Raw genomic sequence first — 21,272 nt, forward strand, 5'->3', positions numbered from 1 at the left:
GTGGCGAGCGAGGCGCCTCCGTTCTGGTGGGAGCGGCCAGACTGGCGCGCCTATGCGCTGTGGCCAGCTTCGACGCTCTACGGATTGGTGGCGAGCCGGCGCATGCTGACCGCCAAGCGCGAGCGGTTCGACCTGCCGGTGCTTTGCGTCGGCAATTTCACAGTCGGAGGTTCAGGCAAGACGCCGGTGGCGATCACGCTCGCCGGGGAAGCGCGGCGCATGGGGCTCCGGCCCGGCTTCCTGTCGCGTGGCCATGGCGGCAATTTCAGCCAGCCCCATATCGTCAACGCCGCCCACGACAGCGCCAGGCATGTGGGCGACGAGCCGCTGCTGCTGGCCGAGCATGCGCCCGTGGCGGTAACGGCCAGTCGCGCAGCTGGCGCCAAGCTGCTGTTGGAGCAGGGCTGCGATTTCCTGATCATGGACGACGGCTTCCAGAGCGCGCACATCCACATCGACTACGCGCTGCTGGTGGTCGATGCCCGCTATGGCATCGGCAACGGCCACGTCATTCCCGGTGGGCCGTTGCGTGCTCCGCTGGTGCATCAGCTGCGCTTTGCCGACGCGGTGCTGAAGATGGGCGAGGGTACTGCCGCCGATCACATCGTGCGCAAGGCCTCGCGCGCCGGTGCGGCTGTGTTCGAGGCCGTGGCGCGCCCGCGCGACGCGCAGAGTTTTGCAGGGCGGCGTTTCCTCGCCTTTGCCGGTATCGGGCACCCCGAGAAGTTTTACGACACCGTGGCCCGCGCCGGCGGCACGGTCGCACTCAAGCGCTCCTTCGGCGACCATCACGTCTATGGCAAGGACGAACTCGAGGACCTGATGGCCGTGGCCGACGCGCAAGGGCTGGAACTTGTGACGACGGCGAAGGACGCGGCGCGCCTGCGCCACAACGCGCCGAAAGACTTCGTGGACCGCCTAAACGTGCTGGAAATCGACGCTGCCTTCGATCTGAAGCACGCTCCTGCGCGCATCATCGGCGACACGCTGGAAGCCTGGCGGCAGCGGCGCGGTAGAGGCTAGATCCGGTTGGTAGGGTGGCTGCTATCGTTGCAGGCCTACCCTTGCACCTTCTGGGAAACGCGTCAGCCGCGCCGGACCCGCAGTTCCGGATGCGCCTCGAGCTCCCGCTGCAGCGAGACACTGGGGTTAAGATAGGGCTCCTGGCGCTCCACGCTCCAGTATTTGAGTTCGTCGAGCGGGATCGATTCGCCGGTCACGACGCAGCGCACGAAGGAGCCGGGGCTGGTTACCTGGAAATCTCCGTCGAGATAGCGAATGCGGGCTTCCCGGGCGCCGGGACCCTCGAAACGGTTCATCATGGTCGTGCTCAAGCCTATGTTACCGGAATGTTCCGCCACAAATCGGCCGCGAGGTCAAGCGGAAGGCTTCCGGGCCGTATCCGGCGCGTCAATGTGCGCGGCGCCAGCATGTTCCAGGAAAATGTCTGCGCAGCTTGCCCAACTGTAGGTGAGCGCCTTGGCGCGCGCCTCGTTGCGGGAGATGGCCAGAGCCTCCAGGGCTGCCTGCCGCAAGTCCGGCGACAGTGCGCCGCCAAGCCCGTCGCCCAGCACGTCGATCGGGCCGGTCACGGGAAAGGCCGCAACCGGCAACCCGCTCGCCAGCGCTTCCAGCAGCACGATGCCGAACGTATCGGTGCGGCTGGGAAAGACGAACACGTCGGCGCTGGCATAGATGTCGGCCAGCTCTTCGCCGGTTTTCGCGCCGAGGAAGACGGCGTCGGGATAGGCCGTGCGCAGGCGTTTCAGGTCGGGACCATCACCGACGACGACCTTGCTGCCAGGCAGATCGAGATCCAGAAACGCAGGCAGGTTCTTTTCCACCGCGACGCGGCCGACGGAGAGGAAAATCGGCCGAGGCAGGTCTCCCAGCACCTGCGGCCGGTCCGGGCGATAGAGGCCGGTATCGACGCCTCGCGTCCATGGCCTGACATTGCGGAAACCGCGCGCCGTGAGCTCGGCCGCAAGCGATGGCGTGGCGACCAGCGTGCCGTTGCCTGCATTGTGGAAGCGGCTCAGCCAGGCATAGCTCCAGCGTTCGGGGACCGGTGCACGCGCGCTGAGATATTCCGGGAACCGCGTGTGGTAGCTGGTGGTGAAGGCGAGGCCGTGCCGAAGGCAGAAGCGGCGAGCCAGCATGCCGAGCGGGCCTTCGGTGGCGATGTGCACATGATCGGGTCGCGCCCGGCGAATATGCTTCGCGACGCGTGCCGGCGTTGCCAGCGCCAGCCGGATTTCGGCATAGAAGGGGAGGGGAAGGTTCCCGAAGTCTTGCGGTGTCAGAAACTCGAGGACGCAGCCTTTCGCCTCCAGCTCTTCGGCCAGCCGTTCCAGCGTGCGCACCACGCCGTTGATTTGCGGGTGCCACGCGTCGGTCACGATCAGAAAGCGCTCTCCGCGCGCCTCGGAAGGCGCAGGGCAATGTTGGGGAAGACTGGCCAATTGATCGACCGTGCCGCTCTGCATGAACCGGCTTTCATCACGCGCCCATGACAGCTGCATGACAGCCCCGGACGCGGTACGGGCGAAGTTGTTTCCTCCGCTTCGGAGGTCAGCGCCGACCGAACAGCCGCTCGATGTCGGCGAGCTTCAACTCGATATAGGTCGGACGGCCGTGGTTGCAGGTGCCGGAACCGGGCGTGGCCTCCATCTGCCGCAGCAGGGCGTTCATCTCTTCCGGCAGCAGCCGCCGCCCGGAACGCACCGAGCCGTGGCAGGCCATGGTGGCGGCGATGGCGTCGAGCCGGGCCTTCAGCGTCTCAGTGGTGTCGTTGTCGGCGATTTCGTCGGCAAGGTCGCGCACCAACTGTGCCACCTCCGTCTCGCCGAGCATTGCCGGCGTCTCGCGCACCGCTATCGCGCCGGGGCCGAAGCGCTCTATGCCGAGCCCGAACTGGCGCAGCGTCTCGGCATGAGCGGCAAGTCGCGTCGCGTCATCTTCGGGCAGGTCGACGATTTCGGGCAGGAGCAGCATCTGCGAGGGCAGGGCGCGCGAATGGATCGCGTTCTTCAGCGCCTCGTAGACCAGCCGCTCATGCGCCGCGTGCTGGTCGACGATGATGAGCGAATCTTCCGTCTGTGCGACGATATAGTTCTCGTGCACCTGCGCGCGTGCCGCGCCAAGCTGCTTTTGCAGCAGAGCCTGGGGGATCTCCGCCTGGCCGGCGCGGGCATCCACGCTCGCCCCGGAGGAGCCCGCGTCAAAGCTTGCCTGCGCCATCTCGGCGAATCCGCCCGTTTCCAGCGGACGATACGGTGAGCGGACAGCATCGAAGCCCGCCGTTGCGGCAGCCCGGAAGCCAGGGTTGAAGCTGCGATGCCCGTTGGCGGGACCCGGGTGGCCGTAGGTGGCAGCGCCGGGCCGGAAGGCGCTCATCATCGCCGATGCGCCGGAGGTCGCCGAGCGCAGGCCGGCATTGGCGAGCGCCTCGCGGATGGCGCCGACGATCAGGCCGCGCACCAGCCCGGGGTCGCGGAAGCGCACATCGGCCTTGGCCGGATGCACGTTCACGTCCACCGTGGCGGGATCCAGCGCCAGGAACAGCACGGTCACAGCGTGGCGGTCACGCGGCAGCACGTCGGCATAGGCGCCGCGAATGGCCGAGGCGATCAGCTTGTCGCGCACTGGCCGGCCGTTGACATAGGCATATTGCTGCAGCGCGTTGGCCCGCGAATAGGACGGGATCGAGACATGGCCGGTCAGCTGTACGCCTTCGCGCATGGCGTCGATGGCGATGGAGTTCTGCGGAAATTCCTTGCCCATCACCTGCGCGATGCGGGCAAGGCGGCCATCCGGCGTGTCGTCGCTTGCGGGAAGCTCCAGCGTGGTGCGGTCTGGACCCGAGAGCGTGAAGCGCACGGCGGGGAAGGCGATGGCGATGCGCTTGACGACGTCGCCGATGGCGGTTGCCTCGGCGCGTTCGCCCTTCATGAACTTCAGCCGCGCCGGCGTGGCGAAGAATAGGTCGCGCACCTCCACCGAGGTGCCGCGATTGGCCGCTGCGGGTCGCACCGAAGAGACATTGCCGCCTTCGATGGAAATTTCCGCCGCCGCGTCGGCCTTTTCGGTGCGCGAACGGATGGTGAGCCGCGAGACGGACCCGATCGACGGCAGCGCCTCGCCGCGGAAACCGAGCGAGCGGATGTCGTGGATGTCGTTCGACAGCTTGGAAGTGCAGTGGCGCGAGACGGCCATTTCCAGTTCGTCCGGCGGGATGCCGGAGCCGTCGTCGCCAACGCGGATCAGGTTGAGCCCGCCGCCGGCTGTCGCCACCTCGACGCGCGTCGCGCCTGCGTCGAGCGCATTCTCGACCAGTTCCTTGACCACGCTTGCCGGGCGCTCGATGACCTCGCCGGCCGCGATCTGGTTGATCATCGTTTCAGGGAGGTGTCGGATCTGCATGCGCGCATAATACCCGGATTCGAGGGCTGCGGAAAAGCTATTCAGTTAGGATCAAGTCAGAAGATTGGGTCTCACGGCAGAGATGCCTCTGATGGTGTCGACATCAGGCTGCGTATTCGAAATCGGCGAGCGGTTCGATCTTCTCCAGTTCCTTTTCCAAGGATCTGACTTCGGTTTTGATGTCGTAGGAGGTCTGGAGATTGATCCAGAACTGCGGCGTGGTGTGGAAGAATTTTGCAAGGCGCAAGGCCGTGTCGACGGTAACAGGCGTCGTCTCCTTGACCAGCCTTTCAATGCGAGTGCGCGGGACGCCGAGCTTCTTGGCGAGTGCACCCGCGCTCATGTGCAGTTCACGCAAATATTCTTCCCTCAGGATTTCACCGGGGTGTACCGGCTGAAGCTCCGTCGTCATTTGAATGGTTCCTTATCCATCAGGCTTGGCGTCTTCGTGCAAAGCCGCCCTTCAATGGTAATCGGTGATCTCCACCCGGTCCGGCCCGGCGTCGGTCCAAATGAAGCATATGCGCCACTGATCATTGATGCGGATCGAATGCTGTCCAGCGCGGTCATTCTTCAGGGCCTCAAGCCGGTTGCCAGGCGGCGAGCGCAAATCGTTGAGTTCGTGGGCGGCATCCAGCATGGCGAGCTTTCGCTGCGCGGAACGAACCAGGTCGGCCGGAAATCCCTTTGGCGGCTTGCCGCCGGTGGCGATCCCTTCGGTCATCTTGTCGTAGAACGAAACGATCATAGGGTTTCCGCATTATGTATCACACCATGATACAGATCGTGCGCGGTGTCAAATGGACTGAACCCCCATCGCCCGCTCCAGCACCGAAAGCACGCGCGGGTCGAGCGACTGCGCGACGTTGAAGCGAAGGAAGCCGTTGGCCGATTGCGACAGGCTGAAGGCGTTGCCTGGCGCCAGCACGACATTTTCGGCCAGCGCGCGGCGCGCGATGTCTGCCGCGTCCAGCCCCTCCGGCAAGCGGCACCACAGGAACATGCCGGCGCGCGGCTCGATCCAGGGCTTCAGCCCCAGCTTCTTCAGTCGGGGGCCGGTCTCGCCCATGGCGCGTGCCAGCCGCTCGCGAAGCCCGTCGACATGCTTGCGGTAGCTGCCGTCCTTCAGCAGGGCATGCACAAGCTCGGCCGAAAAAGCTCCGCCACCGAAGGAGGTCGCCAGCTTCAGGTCGATCAGCCCCTCGATCCATTCCGGGCGAGCGGCAATGAAGCCGCAGCGCACCGCCGCCGACAGCGTCTTGGAGAAGCTGCCGATGTGGATGACGCGGTCGAGCCCGTCGAAGGCGGCGAGGCGCGGTGCCGGCTCCGGCTCGAAATCGGCGAAGATGTCGTCCTCGATGATGGTGAGGTTGTGCTGCTCGGCCAGCTTCAGCAGGCGGTGGGCAGTGACCGGCGACAGCGTCGCTCCGGTAGGATTGTGGAGGCCGGAGTTGGTGATGTAGAGCCGCGGCCGGTGCTCGGTCAGCGTCTGCGCAAAGACATCGAGGTCCGGCCCTGTTGGCGTGTAGGGCACACCGAGCACCTTGGCGCGATGCGCCCGCAGCATGGCGTGAAAGTTGAAATCAGGGGTCGTCGACCAGCACCGTGTCGCCAGACTCCAGCAGGAAGCGGCAGAGCAGGTCGATGGCTTGTGTGCTGGATTCCGTCAGCATGATCTGGCGGGGCTCGGCTTCGATGCCGCGTTCGGCAAGGCGGCGCGACAGAAGCTGGCGCAGTGACCCCAATCCCAAGGATGGCCCGTAGTCGCTGAGGTTGATCTGGTCCCCCCGCGCCAGGTTTCGCAGCGCCCGCCGGATGGCTTCCTCTGGCATCCATTCCCTTGGCAGCCAGCCGCAACCGGGCTTGAGCATAGCATCGCCCGCCTCCAGCGATTGCCGCGAGACCCAGAGCGGATCGACTTCGCGGTCGAGACGCGGCCCGATCTCGGCAAGCGAAAGCGGCACCAAATGGCCGGCGACATAGAAGCCGGCGCCACGTCGAGAGCGGATAACGCCTTCGGCCGCGAGGCGGTCATAGGCTTCCACCACGGTCGATTTGGAAACCTGCATCGCCTCGGCGAAGCCGCGGATGGAAGGCAGCTTTGCTCCCGGCGCCAGCGTGCGCGCGGCGATGCGCTTGCGAACCGCCTGCATCACCTGCTCCACCAGCGTGCCGGGTTCATCGCCGAAGCGTTGCTGCAAGGTCATCTGTGCTGCTCCCGTAAGCAATACAGTTCGGGAAAACTGTACCTTACTGTCTCTGGCTGCACCAGCCGTGAAGATCGATACCGCCTCTCAAACGGGAGCGTGCCATGGACAAGTCGGCGAGCGGCTGGATCAACGGGTTTCTTGGGGTGCTGATCTTCAGCGGATCACTGCCGGCGACGCGCGTGGCGGTGGCGGATTTCGATCCGGTTTTCCTCACCGTCGCTCGCGCCAGTATCGCCGCCCTCGCGGCCTCGGTATTGCTGCTGGCATTCCGTGAGAAGCTGCCGGCGCGCGGCGATCTCTTTTCCCTTGCCGTGGTGGCCTTGGGCGTCGTCGTCGGCTTCCCGCTGCTGACGGCGCTGGCACTGCAGCAGGTGACTTCCGCCCACTCGATCGTCTTCATCGGGCTGTTGCCGCTGGCGACCGCCATTTTTGGCGTATTGCGCGGCGGCGAGCGGCCGCGCCCGGCCTTCTGGCTGTTTTCATGCGTCGGCAGCGTGCTGGTGGCCGGCTTTGCTCTGACGCAAGGCTTTTCAGCATCGCCGAAAGGCGACCTGCTGATGCTGGCGGCAATCGTCGTTTGCGGGCTCGGCTATGCGGAAGGCGCAAAATTGTCGCGCAGGCTTGGCGGTTGGCAGGTCATCTCTTGGGCCTTGGTGATGTCGCTGCCGGTGATGGGGGCGCTGATGCTCTACACCATGCCGGTGTCGTGGGCGGGCATCGGCAGCCCGGCCTGGATCGGTCTTGGCTATGTCTCGCTGTTCAGCATGCTGATAGGCTTCGTCTTCTGGTATCGGGGCCTGGCGCAGGGCGGCATCGCTGCGGTCGGGCAGTTGCAACTGCTGCAACCCTTCTTCGGGCTCCTGCTTGCGGCAACGCTGCTGCAGGAAGCGGTGGGCTGGTCGATGGTCGCGGTCACAGCAGCTGTGGTGATGTGCGTGGCGGGCGCCAGGCGTTTTGCCGCCTGAGCGCAGGCGCCCGGGCCGCGCTCCCGATGGCGCCACGCGTGCCAGCGCCTCAATGCCCGCGACACGCCTTGGGTCTTCACGGAATGCTACCGTCGCGCTAAACGAGCTCATTCCGGCACAACGGCGGGAAGGGGCAAGCGGGGCGTTCCCGCCTTCTGAAGGGATGGTTTCCCGCCTGTTACAGGGCGGACCAGTTTGTTCCTTTCCTCGCCCGCCAGTGCTAAAAGCCTTTTGCCCTGACGGGTGAACCGCGCTAGAGTAATATTTCAAGCTTCAAGTAAATCTGGAAAACGTCATGAACATGGAAAACAAGGCGAGCGCCGTCGCCAGCTTCGTCTGGGATGATCCCTTCCTGCTCGAGGGCCAGCTGACCGAGGACGAACGCATGATCCGCGATGCGGCCGCTGCCTTCGCCGCCGACAAGCTCGCGCCGCGCATCGAAGAGGCCTATCTGGACGAGAAGACCGATCCGGCGATTTTCCGCGAGATGGGCGAGGCGGGCCTGCTTGGCGTTACCGTTCCGGAGGAATATGGCGGCCTTGGCGCCAACTACGTCACCTATGGCCTGATCGCGCGCGAGGTGGAGCGGGTCGATTCGGGCTACCGCTCGATGATGAGCGTGCAGTCGTCGCTGGTCATGTACCCGATCTACGCCTACGGCTCGGAAGAGCAGCGCAAGAAGTACCTGCCCAAGCTGGCCTCGGGCGAGTGGATCGGCTGCTTCGGCCTGACCGAGCCGGATGCCGGCTCTGACCCGGCCGGCATGAAGACGCGCGCCGAAAAGACGGCGAGCGGCTACAAGATCTCCGGCTCCAAGATGTGGATCTCGAACGCGCCGATCGCGGACGTTTTCGTCGTCTGGGCCAAGGTAAAGGGCGAGGACGGCAAGGACGCCATCCGCGGCTTCGTGCTGGAAAAGGGCATGAAGGGCCTTTCGGCGCCGAAGATCGACGGCAAGCTCAGCCTGCGTGCATCCATCACCGGCGAGATCGTCATGGATGGCGTGGAAGTGGGCGAAGACGCGCTGCTGCCGAATGTTTCGGGCCTGAAGGGCCCGTTCGGCTGCCTCAACCGCGCGCGCTACGGCATTTCATGGGGCGTCATGGGCGCGGCCGAAGACTGCTGGCATCGCGCCCGCCAGTATGGCCTGGATCGCAAGCAGTTCGGCAAGCCGCTGGCGGCCACGCAGCTGTTCCAGAAGAAGCTCGCCGACATGCAGACCGAGATCGCGCTCGGCCTGCAGGGTTCCCTGCGCGTCGGCCGCCTGATGGACGAGCACAAGTTCGCGCCGGAAATGATCAGCCTTGTGAAGCGCAACAACTGCGGCAAGGCGCTCGACATCGCCCGCCAGGCCCGCGACATGCATGGCGGCAATGGCATCCAGATCGGCTACCACATCATGCGCCACGCGCAGAACCTGGAGACGGTCAACACCTATGAAGGCACGCACGACGTGCATGCCCTGATCCTGGGCCGCGCCCAGACCGGAATCCAGGCGTTCTTCTGAGGAGCCTTGTAGGACAGGAATTCGGGCCGCCTAGCGCGGCCCGAATTTTGAGTGAGCTACTTCGTCGTCGACTGGAACTTGCTCATCAGATAGGGGCCCGAGCGCACCGGCTGGTACTTCGGCTCCTCGCCGGGCGCCAGGCACTGCTCCAGGCAGACGATCTCCGCATCCCAGTTGGGTTGGTGGAAGAAGGCCAGCGACTGGCGCCGGTCCATGCCGCCGTCTTCCGGCGAGGGATTGACCACCCGGTGCATGGTCGAGACCCAGCGGTCGTTCGTCCACAGCGCCATCAGGTCGCCGATATTGATGATGAAGGCGCCCGGCACCGGCGGAACCGGCGTCCAGTTGCCGTCGGGCGTGATCAGTTCCAGCCCCCTCGAACCTTCCTGGGGCAGCAAGATGGTCAGGCTGCCATAGTCGGTGTGCGCACCGGCGCGTAGCTGGCCGGGCTTGGGGGGAACCGTCTGCTCCGGATAGTTGAGCGCGCGCAACGCGCTGATCGGGGCGTCGATGAAGCGCTCGAAATAGTCTTCCGGCAGGTTCAGCGCGACCGCGAACAGCCGCATGATGCGCGCCGCCAGGTCTTCCATCGCCGCGTAGTAGCTCTTCCACGCGTTGACAAAGCCGTCCGGCGCCTGCGGCCAGATCGTCGGCGCATAGCAGAAGGCAAGCGCGTCCTTGTCGGTCATGCCCAACGGCGTGTGCAGGGGGCCGCCGTTGAAGCTTTCCTTGAGATCCGGCGGGCTGTCCACATCGCGGGATTTGGCCAGCGCCTCCAGTTCCGGCCCGAGATAGCCATAAGGATAGCCCTTGTAGGGCGCGCGTGCCTTCTGCTTTTCCTCCGGTGCCAGATCGAAGAACTCGCGCGCCTTGCTCCAAACCGCGTCGATCACCGCCTGCGGCACGCCATGATTGGCGATGGCCAGAAAGCCGGTCGAGCGGCAGATCGCGTCCACCTCGGCCCCAAGCCTTTGGCGTTCGGCCGCGTCGGCCCCTTCGAATTGCCCGAGGTCGAAAACCGGAAACTGCCCGTCGGCCATTTGCAAACTCCACTCCATTGAAAATGCGCGGCGATCCTATCCACGCGGCAATGCGCGATCCAGACGCCGGCGGCGGAAACCGTTGGATGATCGTGAGCGCGGGGATCAATTTCCGATAGCTTTTCGTCGCGCTTGCCGCCACAGTCAGGCAAGGCTCCAACAGGGCGAAAAGGCAATGAGCGAAGCGTTCCTTTCCCACCTCGAAGCGGAGGTTTCCGGTCTCAAGTCGGCGGGGCTCTACAAGTCGGAGCGCATCATCACCTCGCCGCAGTCGGCCGAAATCGAGGTCGGCGGCAGGAAGCTCCTGAATTTCTGCGCCAACAACTATCTCGGCCTGGCCGACAGCCCGAAGCTCTGCGAGGCTGCCAAGACCGCGCTGGACCTCTACGGCTACGGCATGGCCTCGGTGCGCTTCATTTGCGGCACCCAGCAGGAGCACAAGGAACTGGAGGCGCAGCTCTCCTCCTTCCTCGGCATGGAAGACACGATCCTCTATTCCTCATGCTTCGATGCCAATGCCGGCCTCTTCGAAACGCTGCTTTCGGAGGAGGACGCGGTGATCTCCGATGCCCTCAACCATGCCTCGATCATCGACGGCGTGCGACTGTCGAAGGCAAGGCGATTCCGCTACGCCAACAACGACATGGCCGATCTGGAGGCGCGGCTGAAGGAGGCGCAGGATTGCCGCTTCCGGCTCATCGCCACCGACGGGGTCTTTTCCATGGACGGCATCATCGCCAACCTTTCGGGCATCTGCGACCTGGCGGAGAAGTACGATGCCATGGTGATGGTCGACGACAGCCACGCCGTGGGCTTCGTCGGCAAGCATGGGCGCGGAACACCCGAATATTCCGGGGTCGAGGGCCGAGTGGACATTCTCACCGGCACGCTCGGCAAGGCGCTGGGCGGCGCATCGGGCGGCTACACCTCCGGCAAACGCCAGGTGGTGGAATGGCTGCGGCAGCGCTCGCGTCCCTATCTCTTTTCCAATACGCTGGCGCCAGTGATCGCCGGCGCCTCGCTCAAGGTTCTGGAGCTGATTGCGGGCGGCGATGGCCTGCGCGAAACGCTATATGCCAATGCCGCGCGTTTCCGAGCTGGAATGTCGAAGCTGGGATTCACGCTCGCCGGTGCCGACCACCCGATCATCCCGGTCATGATCGGAGATGCCGCGTTGGCGCAAGAGATGGCGCAGAAACTGCTCGACCATGGCATCTATGTGATCGGCTTTTCGTTCCCGGTGGTGCCGAAAGGCCAGGCTCGCATCCGCACGCAGATGTCGGCAGCGCATTCGGCCGAGGATATCGACCGGGCGATTGACGCTTTTGGCACGGTCGGGCGCGAACTTGGCGTCATTTCCTGAGCGGCGGTCCGACACTACATGAGGCTTGCCGAAAGAAGGATTCCTGATCAACGGTTTCGAGGAACAAGATCATGTCCAACATGATGCGCGCCCTGGTGAAGTCCCGGCCCGAGCCCGGCATCTGGATGGAACAGGTGCCGGTGCCCGAGATTGGCCCCAACGACGTGCTGATCAAGGTTCGCAAGACCGCGATCTGCGGCACTGACGTGCACATCTACAACTGGGACCAGTGGGCGCAGAACACGGTTCCGGTGCCGATGGTGACCGGTCATGAATTCGGCGGCGAGGTCGCGGATTTCGGCGCGGCGGTGACCGACTACAGTGTTGGCCAGCGTGTGTCGGGCGAGGGGCACATCGTGTGCGGCCATTGCCGCAATTGCCGCGCAGGGCGAGGGCACCTGTGCCGCAATACGTTGGGCGTCGGTGTCAACCGGCCGGGCGCCTTCGCGGAATACCTCGTGTTGCCGCAGCAAAACGTCGTGCCCATTCCCGATGATGTGCCCGACGAGATAGCGGCCATTTTCGACCCGCTCGGCAATGCCGTGCACACTGCGCTCTCCTTCGATCTGGTCGGCGAGGACGTGCTGGTGACGGGCGCGGGGCCGATCGGCATCATGGGCGCGCTGGTGGCGCAATGCGTTGGCGCGCGCAAGGTCGTCATCACCGACATCAATCCGGCGCGCCTGGAACTGGCGCGCAAGCTCGGCGTGCATCACGTGGTGGATGCATCGAAGGAAAGCCTGCGCGACGTGATGCGCGAGGAACGCATGACCGAAGGTTTTGATATCGGTCTCGAAATGTCGGGCTCGGCGGTCGCCTTCCGCGACATGATCGACACCATGAACAATGGCGGCAAGATCGCCATTCTCGGCATCGCTCCTGCCGGCTTCGAGATCGACTGGAACAAGGTCATCTTCAAGATGCTGCACCTGAAAGGCATCTACGGCCGCGAGATGTTCGAGACCTGGTACAAGATGATCGCGCTGGTGCAGGGCCCGCTCGATGTGTCGGGCCTGATCACCCACCGCATCGGCATCGACGATTTCCAGCGAGGCTTCGATGCCATGCGGACTGGAAGCTCCGGCAAGGTGGTGATGGACTGGTGAGAACCACCCCACCTGTTATGGGCGGAGGATTTCAGGCCGCGTTGTGGTAATTTCCGGGACCAACGCAGCCTCGAACTTGGTCACGGGAGGATGCCATGCCCTTTTCCTACATGCCCGGCTTCGGCAACGATTTTGAGACCGAAAGCCTGCCCGGCGCCCTGCCTCAGGGGCGCAATTCGCCGCAAAGACCCGCCTACGGCCTTTATGCCGAGCAACTGTCCGGTTCCCCTTTCACCGCGCCGCGCGGGGCTAATGAGCGCTCTTGGCTCTACCGCATCCGGCCAAGCGTCAAGCACACGGGGCGATTTGCGGCGACAGAATATCCGCTCTGGAAGAGCGCCCCCAATCTCGGCGACCATGAGTTGCCGATCGGTCAATATCGCTGGAACCCTGTGCCGCTGCCTGAGCAGCCCACCGACTTTCTGGCCGGCATCCGCACCATCACGACCGCTGGCGATGCGCTCGCCCAGTCTGGCATGGCGGCACATGTCTATGTCGCCAATGCCGACATGAAGGATAACCACTTCTTCAACGCGGACGGCGAACTCATCGTCGTGCCGCAGGTCGGTGGCGTTCGCTTCGTCACCGAAATGGGCGTGATTGAAATTTGGCCGGGCGAGATATGCATCCTGCCCCGCGGCCTTGTGTTCAAGGTCGAGTTGATCGACGGACCGGTGCGCGGCTATGTCTGCGAGAACTACGGCGCAAAATTCACCTTGCCGCACCGCGGGCCGATTGGCGCGAACTGCCTGGCCAATCCGCGCGACTTCAAGACGCCCGTGGCCTGGTTCGAGGAAAAGGAAACACCGTGCTGCCTGACCGTGAAGTGGTGCGGGAAGTTCTACATCACCGAACTCGACCATTCGCCGTTGGATGTGGTCGCCTGGCATGGCAACTATGCGCCCTACAAATATGATCTGGCGACCTTTTCTCCGGTCGGTGCGATCCTGTTCGACCATCCCGACCCTTCGATCTTCACGGTGCTGACAGCGCCGTCGGGCGAGGAGGGCACGGCCAATGTCGATTTCGTCATCTTCCCGCCGCGCTGGCTGGTGGCGGAAAACACTTTCCGTCCACCCTGGTACCACCGCAACGTCATGAGCGAATTCATGGGGCTGATCCACGGACAGTACGACGCCAAGGCCGTGGGCTTTGTGCCCGGCGGGATCAGCCTGCACAACATGATGCTGGCGCATGGACCGGATGCCTCGGGCTTCGAGAAGGCCACGCGCGCCGAGCTCAAGCCGATGAAGCTCGACAACACCTTGGCCTTCATGTTCGAGACGCGCTTCCCCCAGATGTTGACGCGCTACAGCGCCGAACTCGAGACGCGCCAGGACAACTATATCGACTGCTGGAAGGACCTGAAAAAGCGCTTCAACGGCACGCTCGAAGGCGATTGGAGTTAAGGCCGGCGCAGTCTAAGCTGGACAGCGATTGCGGCGCCAAACGCGTCGCAAAATCAACTGGAGGGACGGACCGCCCATGAAACTGGCCACGCTCAAGAACGGAACGCGCGACGGAAAACTGGTGGTGGTTTCGCGCGACCTGACCCGCTACACCGATGCATCCTTCCTGGTGCCGACGCTGCAGGCGGCGCTCGATGACTGGCGGCGCATCTCCCCGCATCTGTCGGCGATGGCAGAATCGCTTGAAACCGGAGCAGTTCCGTCCGAACGCTTTCACGAGCACCACGCCCACTCGCCGCTGCCGCGCGCCTATCAGTGGGCGGACGGCTCGGCCTACGTGAACCACGTCGAATTGGTGCGCAAGGCACGCGGCGCGGCCATGCCGGAGAGTTTCTGGACCGATCCGCTGATGTATCAGGGCGGCTCGGATTCCTTTCTCGGGCCCCGCGATCCGATCCCGCTTGCCGATGAAGCTCATGGCGCCGACATGGAGGCCGAAGTCGCGGTCATCGTTGGCGACGTGCCGATGGGCGCGAGTGTGGACGTGGCACGCGACGCGATCCGGCTGGTCATGCTGGTCAATGACGTGTCGCTGCGCAGCCTGATCCCCGGCGAGCTCGCAAAAGGGTTCGGCTTCTTCCAGTCCAAGCCCTCGTCGGCCTTTTCTCCGGTGGCGGTGACTCCGGATGAACTGGGCGACGCCTGGGATGGTGGCAAGGTTACCCTGCCGCTCAATGTCGACCTGAACGGCAAGGCCTTCGGCCGCGCCAATGCCGGCGTGGACATGACCTTCGATTTCCCGCAGCTGATCGCTCACGCCGCCAGGACGCGCCCGCTGGTGGCCGGCACCATCATCGGTTCCGGCACGGTTTCCAACAAGCTCGACGGCGGCCCCGGCAAGCCGGTGGACGAGGGTGGCGTCGGCTACTCCTGCATTGCAGAACTGCGCACCATCGAGGCCATCGAAACCGGCGCGCCGAAGACGCCGTTCCTGCGTTTCGGCGACACGGTGCGCATCGAGATGAAGGACCAGACCGGTCATCACTCAATCTTTGGCGCGATTGAGCAGACCGTGCAGAAATACGAGCGCTGAGCGGCGACGATGGACTGCTCACGCACAACGATCGGCAATTGGTAGGTCCAGGGACAGGCCAGTCAGGCAAGCGTCACGTCATAGCGGGCGAAGTGGGAGTCGGCAGTCAGCACCGCCAGGTTTTCAACTTGTGCCTGAGCTATCAGCATCCGGTCAAAGGGATCGCTATGGTGCTGGCCCAGATGCTCGACTCGGGCAGCATGATGCTCATTTACGCCCAGGAACGGAATTCCTCTTGATCTGACCGCCTTGATGATGTCGCCGTCGACCTTCAGCTTGCCCAAAGGTCGCTTGATTGCGATTTCCCAGATCGACACCACGCTTACGATCAAGCCTTCGCCTGCGATGAGAAATTGGCGGTGCTGTTGCGGCAGTCGAGGATCGTCGACGAGGGCCCAAAGCAGAATGTGTGTATCGAGTAAAATCGCGGAGGCGTCACTTGATGTACTCATCCCATTCAGGGCCGAGTTCATCAAAGTCATCTGCAATCCAGATTTTCCCCTTCATCGCGCCGACAAGGCTCTTTCCCTTGCTGGCAACTGCAGGAGGTGGCGCAATGACCGCCACCGCTTTGCCATGTCGCGTAACAACGATCTCCTCGCCGGCTTCAGCGCGGGCGAGGAGTTCCGAGAACTTTTCCTTGGCTTCCGCTGCGGAAATATCCATGGCCAGCCTCTATGACTTTCTCATAACTCATAGCGCAACTGGCCTCGATTGTCGCTACTACTCCGCCGCCTGGAACTTGATCACGCCGCGGCGGATCTGGTCTTCCTCGATGGATTCGAAGAGCGCGCGGAAGTTGCCTTCGCCAAACCCTTCGTCGCCCTTGCGCTGGATGAACTCGAAGAAGATCGGGCCGATCACGGTCTTGGAGAAGATCTGCAGCAGGATTTTTGTCGTCCCGCCGTTCACCACGCCTTCGCCGTCGATCAGGATGCCGTGCTTCTTCATGCGCTCGATCGGCTCGTCATGGCCGTGCACGCGCTTGTGCGACATCTCGTAATAGGTGTCCGGCGGGCCGGGCATGAACTTCAGCCCGTTGCCGGCCAGCCTGTCGGTGGCGTCGTAGATCGCGTCCGTGCCGACGGCGATGTGCTGGATGCCTTCGCCGTTGTACTTGCGCAGATATTCGGCGATCTGGCTGGTGTCGTCCTTGGACTCGTTCAGCGGGATGCGGATCTTGCCGCAGGGCGAGGTGATGGCGCGGCTGACCAGCCCGGTGATGCGGCCGTCGATATCGAAATAGTGGATCTGCGTGAAGCCGAACAGGTCGCGGTAAAAGTCCCACCACTTGTCCATGTTGCCGCGATAGACATTGTGGGTGAGGTGGTCGAGATAATAGAAGCCGACGCCCTCCGGCTTCGGGTCGCGCTCGCCCAGCCATTCGAACTCGGCGTCATAGGCCGAGCCCTTCGAGTCGTACTTGTCGACGAAATAGATCAGCGAGCCGCCGATGCCCACGATGGCCGGCACGTCCAGCGTCTTGTCGTCGCCGTCATAGGGCGTGGCGCCCTTGGAGACGGCATGGTCGAAGGCGTGCTTGGCATCGACCACGCGCCAGGCCATCGAAGGCGCGCAGGGTCCATGCTTTTCCACGAACTTCATGCCGTGCGAGCCGGGCTCTGCGTTCAGCACATAGTTGATGTCGCCCTGGCGCCAAATGGTGACGTTTTTGGTCCGGTGCTTGGCAACCGGCACATAACCCATGCGGGTGAAGAGCTCGGAGAGCTTTTCCGGCCCGGGATGGGCGAACTCGACGAACTCGAAGCCGTCGGTGCCGGCAGGGTTGGCCGCGCTGATGGTTGCGGGCGGCGCGTCGTGAGGGAAGGGTCCCATAGTCTCCTCCTGCGGCTCGAAAGCCGCGAATTTTCACCTTGCCGCATGATACGCCTGCGGAAGCGCACGGTGCTTGCATTCGAATGCCGCAAGTGCTCGAAATGCGCATGGACCGTGTAGGAAAGGGCGTTTTGGTATGAATGATGCGCGCCTTGATCAATTTGATCGCAAGATACTGTCATTGCTGCAGGCTGATGGCCGGCTCACCAACAACGACCTGTCGGAGCGCGTGAACCTGTCGCCGTCGCAATGTTCGCGGCGGCGCCAGAGGCTGGAAGATGACGGATATATCCGAGGCTATCGCGCGGTGCTCGACCGCGAGCGGCTAGGGTTTCCGCTGGTCAACGTCATCTCGGTGACGCTGGCCACACACAACCGGGACAATGCGCAGCGCTTCGCCGATCTGCTTGCGCGCCTGCCCGAAGTACAGGAGGCGCACGCCCTGACCGGCGAGATGGACTACATCTTGAAAGTGGTGACGCCGGACTTGAGGTCGCTGGCCGACTTTGTCAACGGCGTGCTCCTGCCGCACGAATCCGTGCAGCATGTGAAGACGGCGATTGTGCTGCAGACGCTGAAGGAAACGTCGGCCCTGCCGCTATAGGCGCCAGGGCGAAGAGGGCTCAGCCCCTGACCTGCTGCGCGGCCAGGAAAAGATTGGTCGAGCGCGCGCCGGACCGGCAATAGGCGAGGACCGGGCCGTCGAGTTCATTCAGCGCCTTGGCCATGGCTTCGGCATCTTCCATCGTCACCGGCTGGCCGCTGATCATCGGTACATGCCGGAAGCCGAGGCCGGCGGCCTCGACCGCCTCCCGGATTTCGTCGGCGGAAGGCTGGCCGGGCTGCTCGCCGTCAGGACGATTGCAGATGACGCCCTTGAAGCCAGCCGCCTTGATGGTGGCGACGTCGTCGGCGGTGATCTGCCCCGACACCGAATAGTCGTCGGAAATCTGGCGGTATTCCATGGTGCTCCTCACAGGCGCTTTGTCGAATCTGGCGAACATAGTGCGGGCCGCAAGGTTTCGCGAGGCATGTCCTGCCTCGCGAAAAGGATTTTCCGTTCAGGCCGCGTCCAGCTTGCCGGTTTCGGCGGCCTTGCGCAGCATTTCGGCCGGCTTGAAGATCTCCTTGCCGGTGCGGGCGTGCCAGTAGTCGAGCCGCTCGACGATCTTGCCAAAGCCTTCGAGGCCGGCCCAGAACATCGGGCCGCCCTTGCCGATGGGGAAGCCATAGCCGTTGACCCAGACGATATCGATGTCGGAAGCGCGGGCGGCGATGCCTTCCTCGAGGATCTTCGTGCCTTCGTTGATCAACGGATAGAAGGTGCGCTCGATGATTTCCTCCGTCGAAATCTCGCGCCGCTGGATGCCGAGTTCTTTGGCCTTCTCCTCGATCAGGGCAGCGACCTCCGGATCAGGTGTCGGCGTGCGCGAACCGCTTTCGTAGAGATACATGCCGCGTCCGGTCTTCTGGCCGAAATGGCCCTGTTCGCAGAGCGTGTCGGCGATGATCGCCGTCTTGCCCTGCGCCTTGCGGTTGCGCCAGCCGATGTCGAGGCCGGCAAGATCCCACATCTGGAACGGGCCCATCGGCCAGCCGAAATCCGTGAACACCTTGTCGACCTGCTGGGGCGTCGCGCCTTCGAGCAGCAGCGGCTCGGTTTCCGCGCCGCGCGCGCCCAGCATGCGGTTGCCGACGAAGCCGTGGCAGACGCCCACCACAACCGGCACCTTGCCGATCTTCTTGCCCACGGCCAGCGCCGTTGCCAGCACGTCAGGCGCGGTTTTCGCGCCGCGCACGATTTCCAGCAGCTTCATGACATTGGCCGGCGAGAAGAAGTGCAGGCCGAGGAAATCCTGCGGCCGGCTGGTCGACGCGGCGATCTCGTTGACGTCGAGATAGGAGGTGTTGGTGGCGAGGATCGCGCCCGGCTTTGCGACCGCCTCGATCTTGCCGAACACTTCCTTCTTTACCGACATTTCCTCGAACACGGCCTCGATGATGAGGTCGCAATCGGCGAGATCGGCATAATCGGTTGAGGGGGTGAAGGCGGCCATGCGCTTGGCCTTGGCCTCTTCGGTCAGCGAGCCTCGCGTGACGGAGATCGCGTAGTTCTTCTCGATCGTGCCGAGGCCGCGTTCGAGGGCTTCGGGGTTCATTTCCAGCAGCGTGACTGGGATGCCGCCATTGACGAAGGCCATGGCGATGCCGCCGCCCATGGTGCCGGCGCCGATGATGCCGACGCGGGCAATCTCGCGCGGCTTCACGTCCTTGCCCACGCCCGGCACCTTTGCGGCCTCGCGTTCGGCAAAGAACAGGTGGCGCTGCGCCCTCGACTGGTCGCCTGCGACCAGCTTGGCGAAGATTTCGCGCTCCTTGGCCAGCGCCTCGTCGAAGGGGAGGGTGAGCGCATTGCGCACGGATTCGGCGCAGGCGACCGGCGCTTCCAGCCCGCGCGCCTTCTTGGCATGTTCGGCCGCGCGCGCGTCGAAGGCGCCGAGATCGGCATTTTCGATCAGTTCGTTGCGGTCGCGCACGGCGACGGCCGGCTTGCCGGACTTGGCCTGCTCGCGTGCGAAAGCGACGGCGCTGGCGACGAGATCGCCCTCGACGACCCCATCGACGAGACCGTTCGCATGGGCTTCCTTGGCGCTGATCGGCGTGCCGGAGACGATCATGTCCAGCGCTTTGAGCGCGCCGACGAGGCGCGGCAGGCGCACGGTGCCGCCGGCGCCGGGCAGGATGCCGAGCTTCACTTCGGGCAGGCCGACCTTCGCGCTAGCCTCGGCCACGCGGAAATGGCAGCCAAGCGCGAGTTCCAGGCCGCCGCCGAGTGCAGTGCCGTGGATCGCGGCCACCGCCGGCTTGCCGAGCGTTTCGAGCGCGGCGATCAGGTCGCGCAGTTCCGGCGCCTGCATCGGCTTGCCGAACTCTGTGATGTCGGCACCGGCCACGAAGGTGCGGCCCGCGCAGGCCAGCACGATGCCGGCAACGGAGGCATCGTCGCGCAGGGCGGTAAGCGCGGCCAGCAACGGCTCGCGTACGTGAAAGCTCATCGCGTTCACCGGCGGATTGTCGATGGTCACGATGGCGATCTCGCCGTCGCGTGCGATGGTCACTGCCTCGGTCATGCGAAAAACTCCCCTTGCGGCGCATCTGGCGCCGATAGCTGGCTGGTCGGAGAGAGGACGGCGTGAAAGTGCCCGACCTCCCTTCAGGACATGCGCCTGAGTATGTGAAGAGGGGAGGTCGGGTCAACTGCCCAGGCGAGCGCAACTGATTTGCGCATCACTCAAATGAGGGCCGAAGCGCAATCGCGAAAAGCGTCGCTCCATCAGCGGGTTGGCGGGACGAGCTGAATCGCTTTGTCCGCTCAGCTTCCCGTGATTGCGCCTTTGATCGTGGCGATGTTGCTGCGCATCATGTCGATATAGGTGGCGGCGGGGCCGTCGGCGCTCGACAACGCGTCCGAATAGAGCGTGCCACCGAGCTTCACGCCGGTCTCGGCGGCGATCTGCTCGATCAACCGGGCGTTGGTGATGTTTTCCACGAATATCGCCGAGGCCTTGTCTTCCCTGATCTGCCTGATCAGCGCCGCCACGTCCGCGGCCGAAGCTTCTGCTTCCGTCGAGATGCCTTCCGGTGCCAGGAAGGTCAGGCCATAGGCGTGCTCGAAATAGCCGAAGGCGTCGTGCGAGGTGATTATGGTGCGTTTGTCTTCCGGGATCGAAGCGACGGTCGCCTTCACATAATCATCGGTTTCCGCCAGCTTCTGTGTGTAGGCTTCGGCATTGGCCTTGTAGCTCTCGCAGCCCTCGGCGTCGGCCGCGCAGAATGCATCGGCGATGTTCTTCACATAGATCTTCGCGTTGGCGATGGACTGGAAGGCATGCGGGTCGAGGTCGCCTTGGGAGTGGGCGTGGCTTTCGTCTTCCTCGCCTTCATCGTGGTGCTCGTCGCTCATGTTGATCGGCTCGACGCCTTTGGTCAGTTCCGCGATCGATGCATTTGTGGCGCTGGCTTCGACCAGGCGCTGCAAGAAGCCCTCGAAATGCAGGCCGTTGACCAGCACCACGTCCGCCTTGCTCATGGCCATGGCATCGGCGGGCTTGGGCTCATACACATGGGCGTCGCCGTTCGGCCCGACCAGCGTGGTAAGGTCAATGCGGTCGCCGCCTACGTTCTTGGCGAAATCGCCGATGATCGAGAAGCTGGCCACCACCTTCAGCGGCTCAGTGTGTGCTGAAGCCAGACCGAATGGGGTTAATGTTATAACGCTCACAAGGGTGGCGAGCCGAAGGGACTTGAGCATTGCGAAAAG

At 63.9% G+C, this 21,272-nt stretch carries 20 protein-coding genes and 1 pseudogene; 8 read left to right on the forward strand and 13 right to left on the reverse strand.

Annotation, left to right across the window (positions count from 1 at the left end):
* The gene (gene lpxK, locus ABLE86_RS08485; protein ID WP_348778478.1) at positions 1–1,023 is read left to right on the forward strand and encodes a tetraacyldisaccharide 4'-kinase; all 1,023 of its coding nucleotides are present in this window, start codon (positions 1–3) and stop codon (positions 1,021–1,023) included.
* Between the two features lie 62 nt (positions 1,024–1,085).
* Here the strand turns inward: lpxK and ABLE86_RS08490 are convergent, their stop codons facing one another.
* The 6 genes and pseudogenes from ABLE86_RS08490 to ABLE86_RS08515 form a co-directional block, all read right to left on the reverse strand.
* A complete protein-coding gene (locus ABLE86_RS08490) occupies positions 1,086–1,322 on the reverse strand; it encodes a DUF2093 domain-containing protein (RefSeq protein WP_348778605.1) in 237 nt (78 codons plus the stop codon).
* Between the two features lie 54 nt (positions 1,323–1,376).
* Positions 1,377–2,522: a glycosyltransferase family 1 protein gene (locus tag ABLE86_RS08495; RefSeq protein ID WP_348778479.1), complete on the reverse strand. Its 1,146-nt coding sequence runs from the start codon at positions 2,520–2,522 to the stop codon at positions 1,377–1,379.
* A gap of 49 nt (positions 2,523–2,571) precedes the next feature.
* Positions 2,572–4,422, reverse strand: a complete 1,851-nt coding sequence (gene mutL, locus ABLE86_RS08500; RefSeq protein WP_348778480.1) for a DNA mismatch repair endonuclease MutL — start codon at positions 4,420–4,422, stop codon at positions 2,572–2,574.
* 103 nt (positions 4,423–4,525) lie between these two features.
* Entirely contained in the window at positions 4,526–4,834 is a 309-nt protein-coding gene (locus ABLE86_RS08505) for a HigA family addiction module antitoxin (RefSeq protein ID WP_348778481.1), read from the reverse strand.
* A 51-nt stretch (positions 4,835–4,885) separates the two neighbouring features.
* Positions 4,886–5,170: a type II toxin-antitoxin system RelE/ParE family toxin gene (locus ABLE86_RS08510; RefSeq protein WP_348778482.1), complete on the reverse strand. Its 285-nt coding sequence runs from the start codon at positions 5,168–5,170 to the stop codon at positions 4,886–4,888.
* A gap of 48 nt (positions 5,171–5,218) precedes the next feature.
* A pseudogene (locus tag ABLE86_RS08515) lies at positions 5,219–6,629 on the reverse strand (PLP-dependent aminotransferase family protein).
* A gap of 104 nt (positions 6,630–6,733) precedes the next feature.
* Between ABLE86_RS08515 and ABLE86_RS08520 the strand changes: the two are divergent.
* Positions 6,734–7,597: a DMT family transporter gene (locus ABLE86_RS08520; protein WP_348778483.1), complete on the forward strand. Its 864-nt coding sequence runs from the start codon at positions 6,734–6,736 to the stop codon at positions 7,595–7,597.
* 301 nt (positions 7,598–7,898) lie between these two features.
* On the forward strand, positions 7,899–9,104 hold the full coding sequence (locus ABLE86_RS08525) for an acyl-CoA dehydrogenase (RefSeq protein ID WP_348778606.1): 1,206 nt from the start codon (positions 7,899–7,901) through the stop codon (positions 9,102–9,104).
* A 56-nt stretch (positions 9,105–9,160) separates the two neighbouring features.
* On the opposite strand, the gene ABLE86_RS08530 is transcribed toward ABLE86_RS08525, so the two are convergent.
* On the reverse strand, positions 9,161–10,144 hold the full coding sequence (locus ABLE86_RS08530) for a 2-oxoglutarate and iron-dependent oxygenase domain-containing protein (RefSeq protein WP_348778484.1): 984 nt from the start codon (positions 10,142–10,144) through the stop codon (positions 9,161–9,163).
* Between the two features lie 175 nt (positions 10,145–10,319).
* Here ABLE86_RS08530 and ABLE86_RS08535 point away from each other — a divergent pair, with 175 nt between their 5' ends.
* From ABLE86_RS08535 to ABLE86_RS08550, 4 genes are all read left to right on the forward strand, one after another.
* A complete protein-coding gene (locus tag ABLE86_RS08535) occupies positions 10,320–11,507 on the forward strand; it encodes a glycine C-acetyltransferase (RefSeq protein ID WP_348778485.1) in 1,188 nt (395 codons plus the stop codon).
* A gap of 71 nt (positions 11,508–11,578) precedes the next feature.
* Positions 11,579–12,613 carry an L-threonine 3-dehydrogenase gene (gene tdh, locus ABLE86_RS08540; RefSeq protein WP_348778486.1) on the forward strand — a complete coding sequence of 345 codons (1,035 nt, stop codon included), beginning with the start codon at positions 11,579–11,581 and terminating at the stop codon, positions 12,611–12,613.
* Between the two features lie 95 nt (positions 12,614–12,708).
* Positions 12,709–14,022 carry a homogentisate 1,2-dioxygenase gene (gene hmgA / locus ABLE86_RS08545; protein ID WP_348778487.1) on the forward strand — a complete coding sequence of 438 codons (1,314 nt, stop codon included), beginning with the start codon at positions 12,709–12,711 and terminating at the stop codon, positions 14,020–14,022.
* A 76-nt stretch (positions 14,023–14,098) separates the two neighbouring features.
* Entirely contained in the window at positions 14,099–15,115 is a 1,017-nt protein-coding gene (locus ABLE86_RS08550; RefSeq protein ID WP_348778488.1) for a fumarylacetoacetate hydrolase family protein, read from the forward strand.
* 62 nt (positions 15,116–15,177) lie between these two features.
* Here the strand turns inward: ABLE86_RS08550 and ABLE86_RS08555 are convergent, their stop codons facing one another.
* Genes ABLE86_RS08555 through hppD form a run of 3 tightly spaced genes read right to left on the reverse strand, consistent with a single transcriptional unit; the run spans position 15,178 to position 16,951 of the window.
* Positions 15,178–15,597 (reverse strand): type II toxin-antitoxin system VapC family toxin, encoded by a 420-nt coding sequence (locus tag ABLE86_RS08555; protein ID WP_348778489.1) that lies wholly within the window; start codon positions 15,595–15,597, stop codon positions 15,178–15,180.
* Positions 15,551–15,781, reverse strand: a complete 231-nt coding sequence (locus tag ABLE86_RS08560) for a type II toxin-antitoxin system prevent-host-death family antitoxin (RefSeq protein WP_348778490.1) — start codon at positions 15,779–15,781, stop codon at positions 15,551–15,553. The genes ABLE86_RS08555 and ABLE86_RS08560 overlap by 47 nt, the downstream gene beginning before the upstream one ends.
* Before the next feature lie 57 nt (positions 15,782–15,838).
* Positions 15,839–16,951, reverse strand: a complete 1,113-nt coding sequence (gene hppD, locus ABLE86_RS08565; protein ID WP_348778491.1) for a 4-hydroxyphenylpyruvate dioxygenase — start codon at positions 16,949–16,951, stop codon at positions 15,839–15,841.
* Between the two features lie 136 nt (positions 16,952–17,087).
* Between hppD and ABLE86_RS08570 the strand changes: the two genes are divergently transcribed.
* Positions 17,088–17,555, forward strand: coding sequence for an Lrp/AsnC family transcriptional regulator (locus ABLE86_RS08570; protein ID WP_348778492.1), 468 nt, complete (start codon positions 17,088–17,090; stop codon positions 17,553–17,555).
* Positions 17,556–17,574: 19 nt separating this feature from the next.
* Here ABLE86_RS08570 and ABLE86_RS08575 read toward each other — a convergent pair whose 3' ends face one another.
* From ABLE86_RS08575 to aztC, 3 genes are all read right to left on the reverse strand, one after another.
* Positions 17,575–17,916: a TIGR01244 family sulfur transferase gene (locus ABLE86_RS08575; protein WP_348778493.1), complete on the reverse strand. Its 342-nt coding sequence runs from the start codon at positions 17,914–17,916 to the stop codon at positions 17,575–17,577.
* Positions 17,917–18,012: 96 nt separating this feature from the next.
* A complete protein-coding gene (locus ABLE86_RS08580) occupies positions 18,013–20,082 on the reverse strand; it encodes a 3-hydroxyacyl-CoA dehydrogenase NAD-binding domain-containing protein (RefSeq protein WP_348778494.1) in 2,070 nt (689 codons plus the stop codon).
* A gap of 242 nt (positions 20,083–20,324) precedes the next feature.
* The gene (gene aztC / locus ABLE86_RS08585; RefSeq protein WP_348778495.1) at positions 20,325–21,263 is read right to left on the reverse strand and encodes a zinc ABC transporter substrate-binding protein AztC; all 939 of its coding nucleotides are present in this window, start codon (positions 21,261–21,263) and stop codon (positions 20,325–20,327) included.
* Between the last annotated feature and the right edge of the window lie 9 nt (positions 21,264–21,272).

Origin of the sequence: Mesorhizobium sp. KR2-14, from assembly GCF_040049255.1 — a bacterium.
In the GTDB taxonomy this organism is placed as follows: domain Bacteria; phylum Pseudomonadota; class Alphaproteobacteria; order Rhizobiales; family Rhizobiaceae; genus Pseudaminobacter.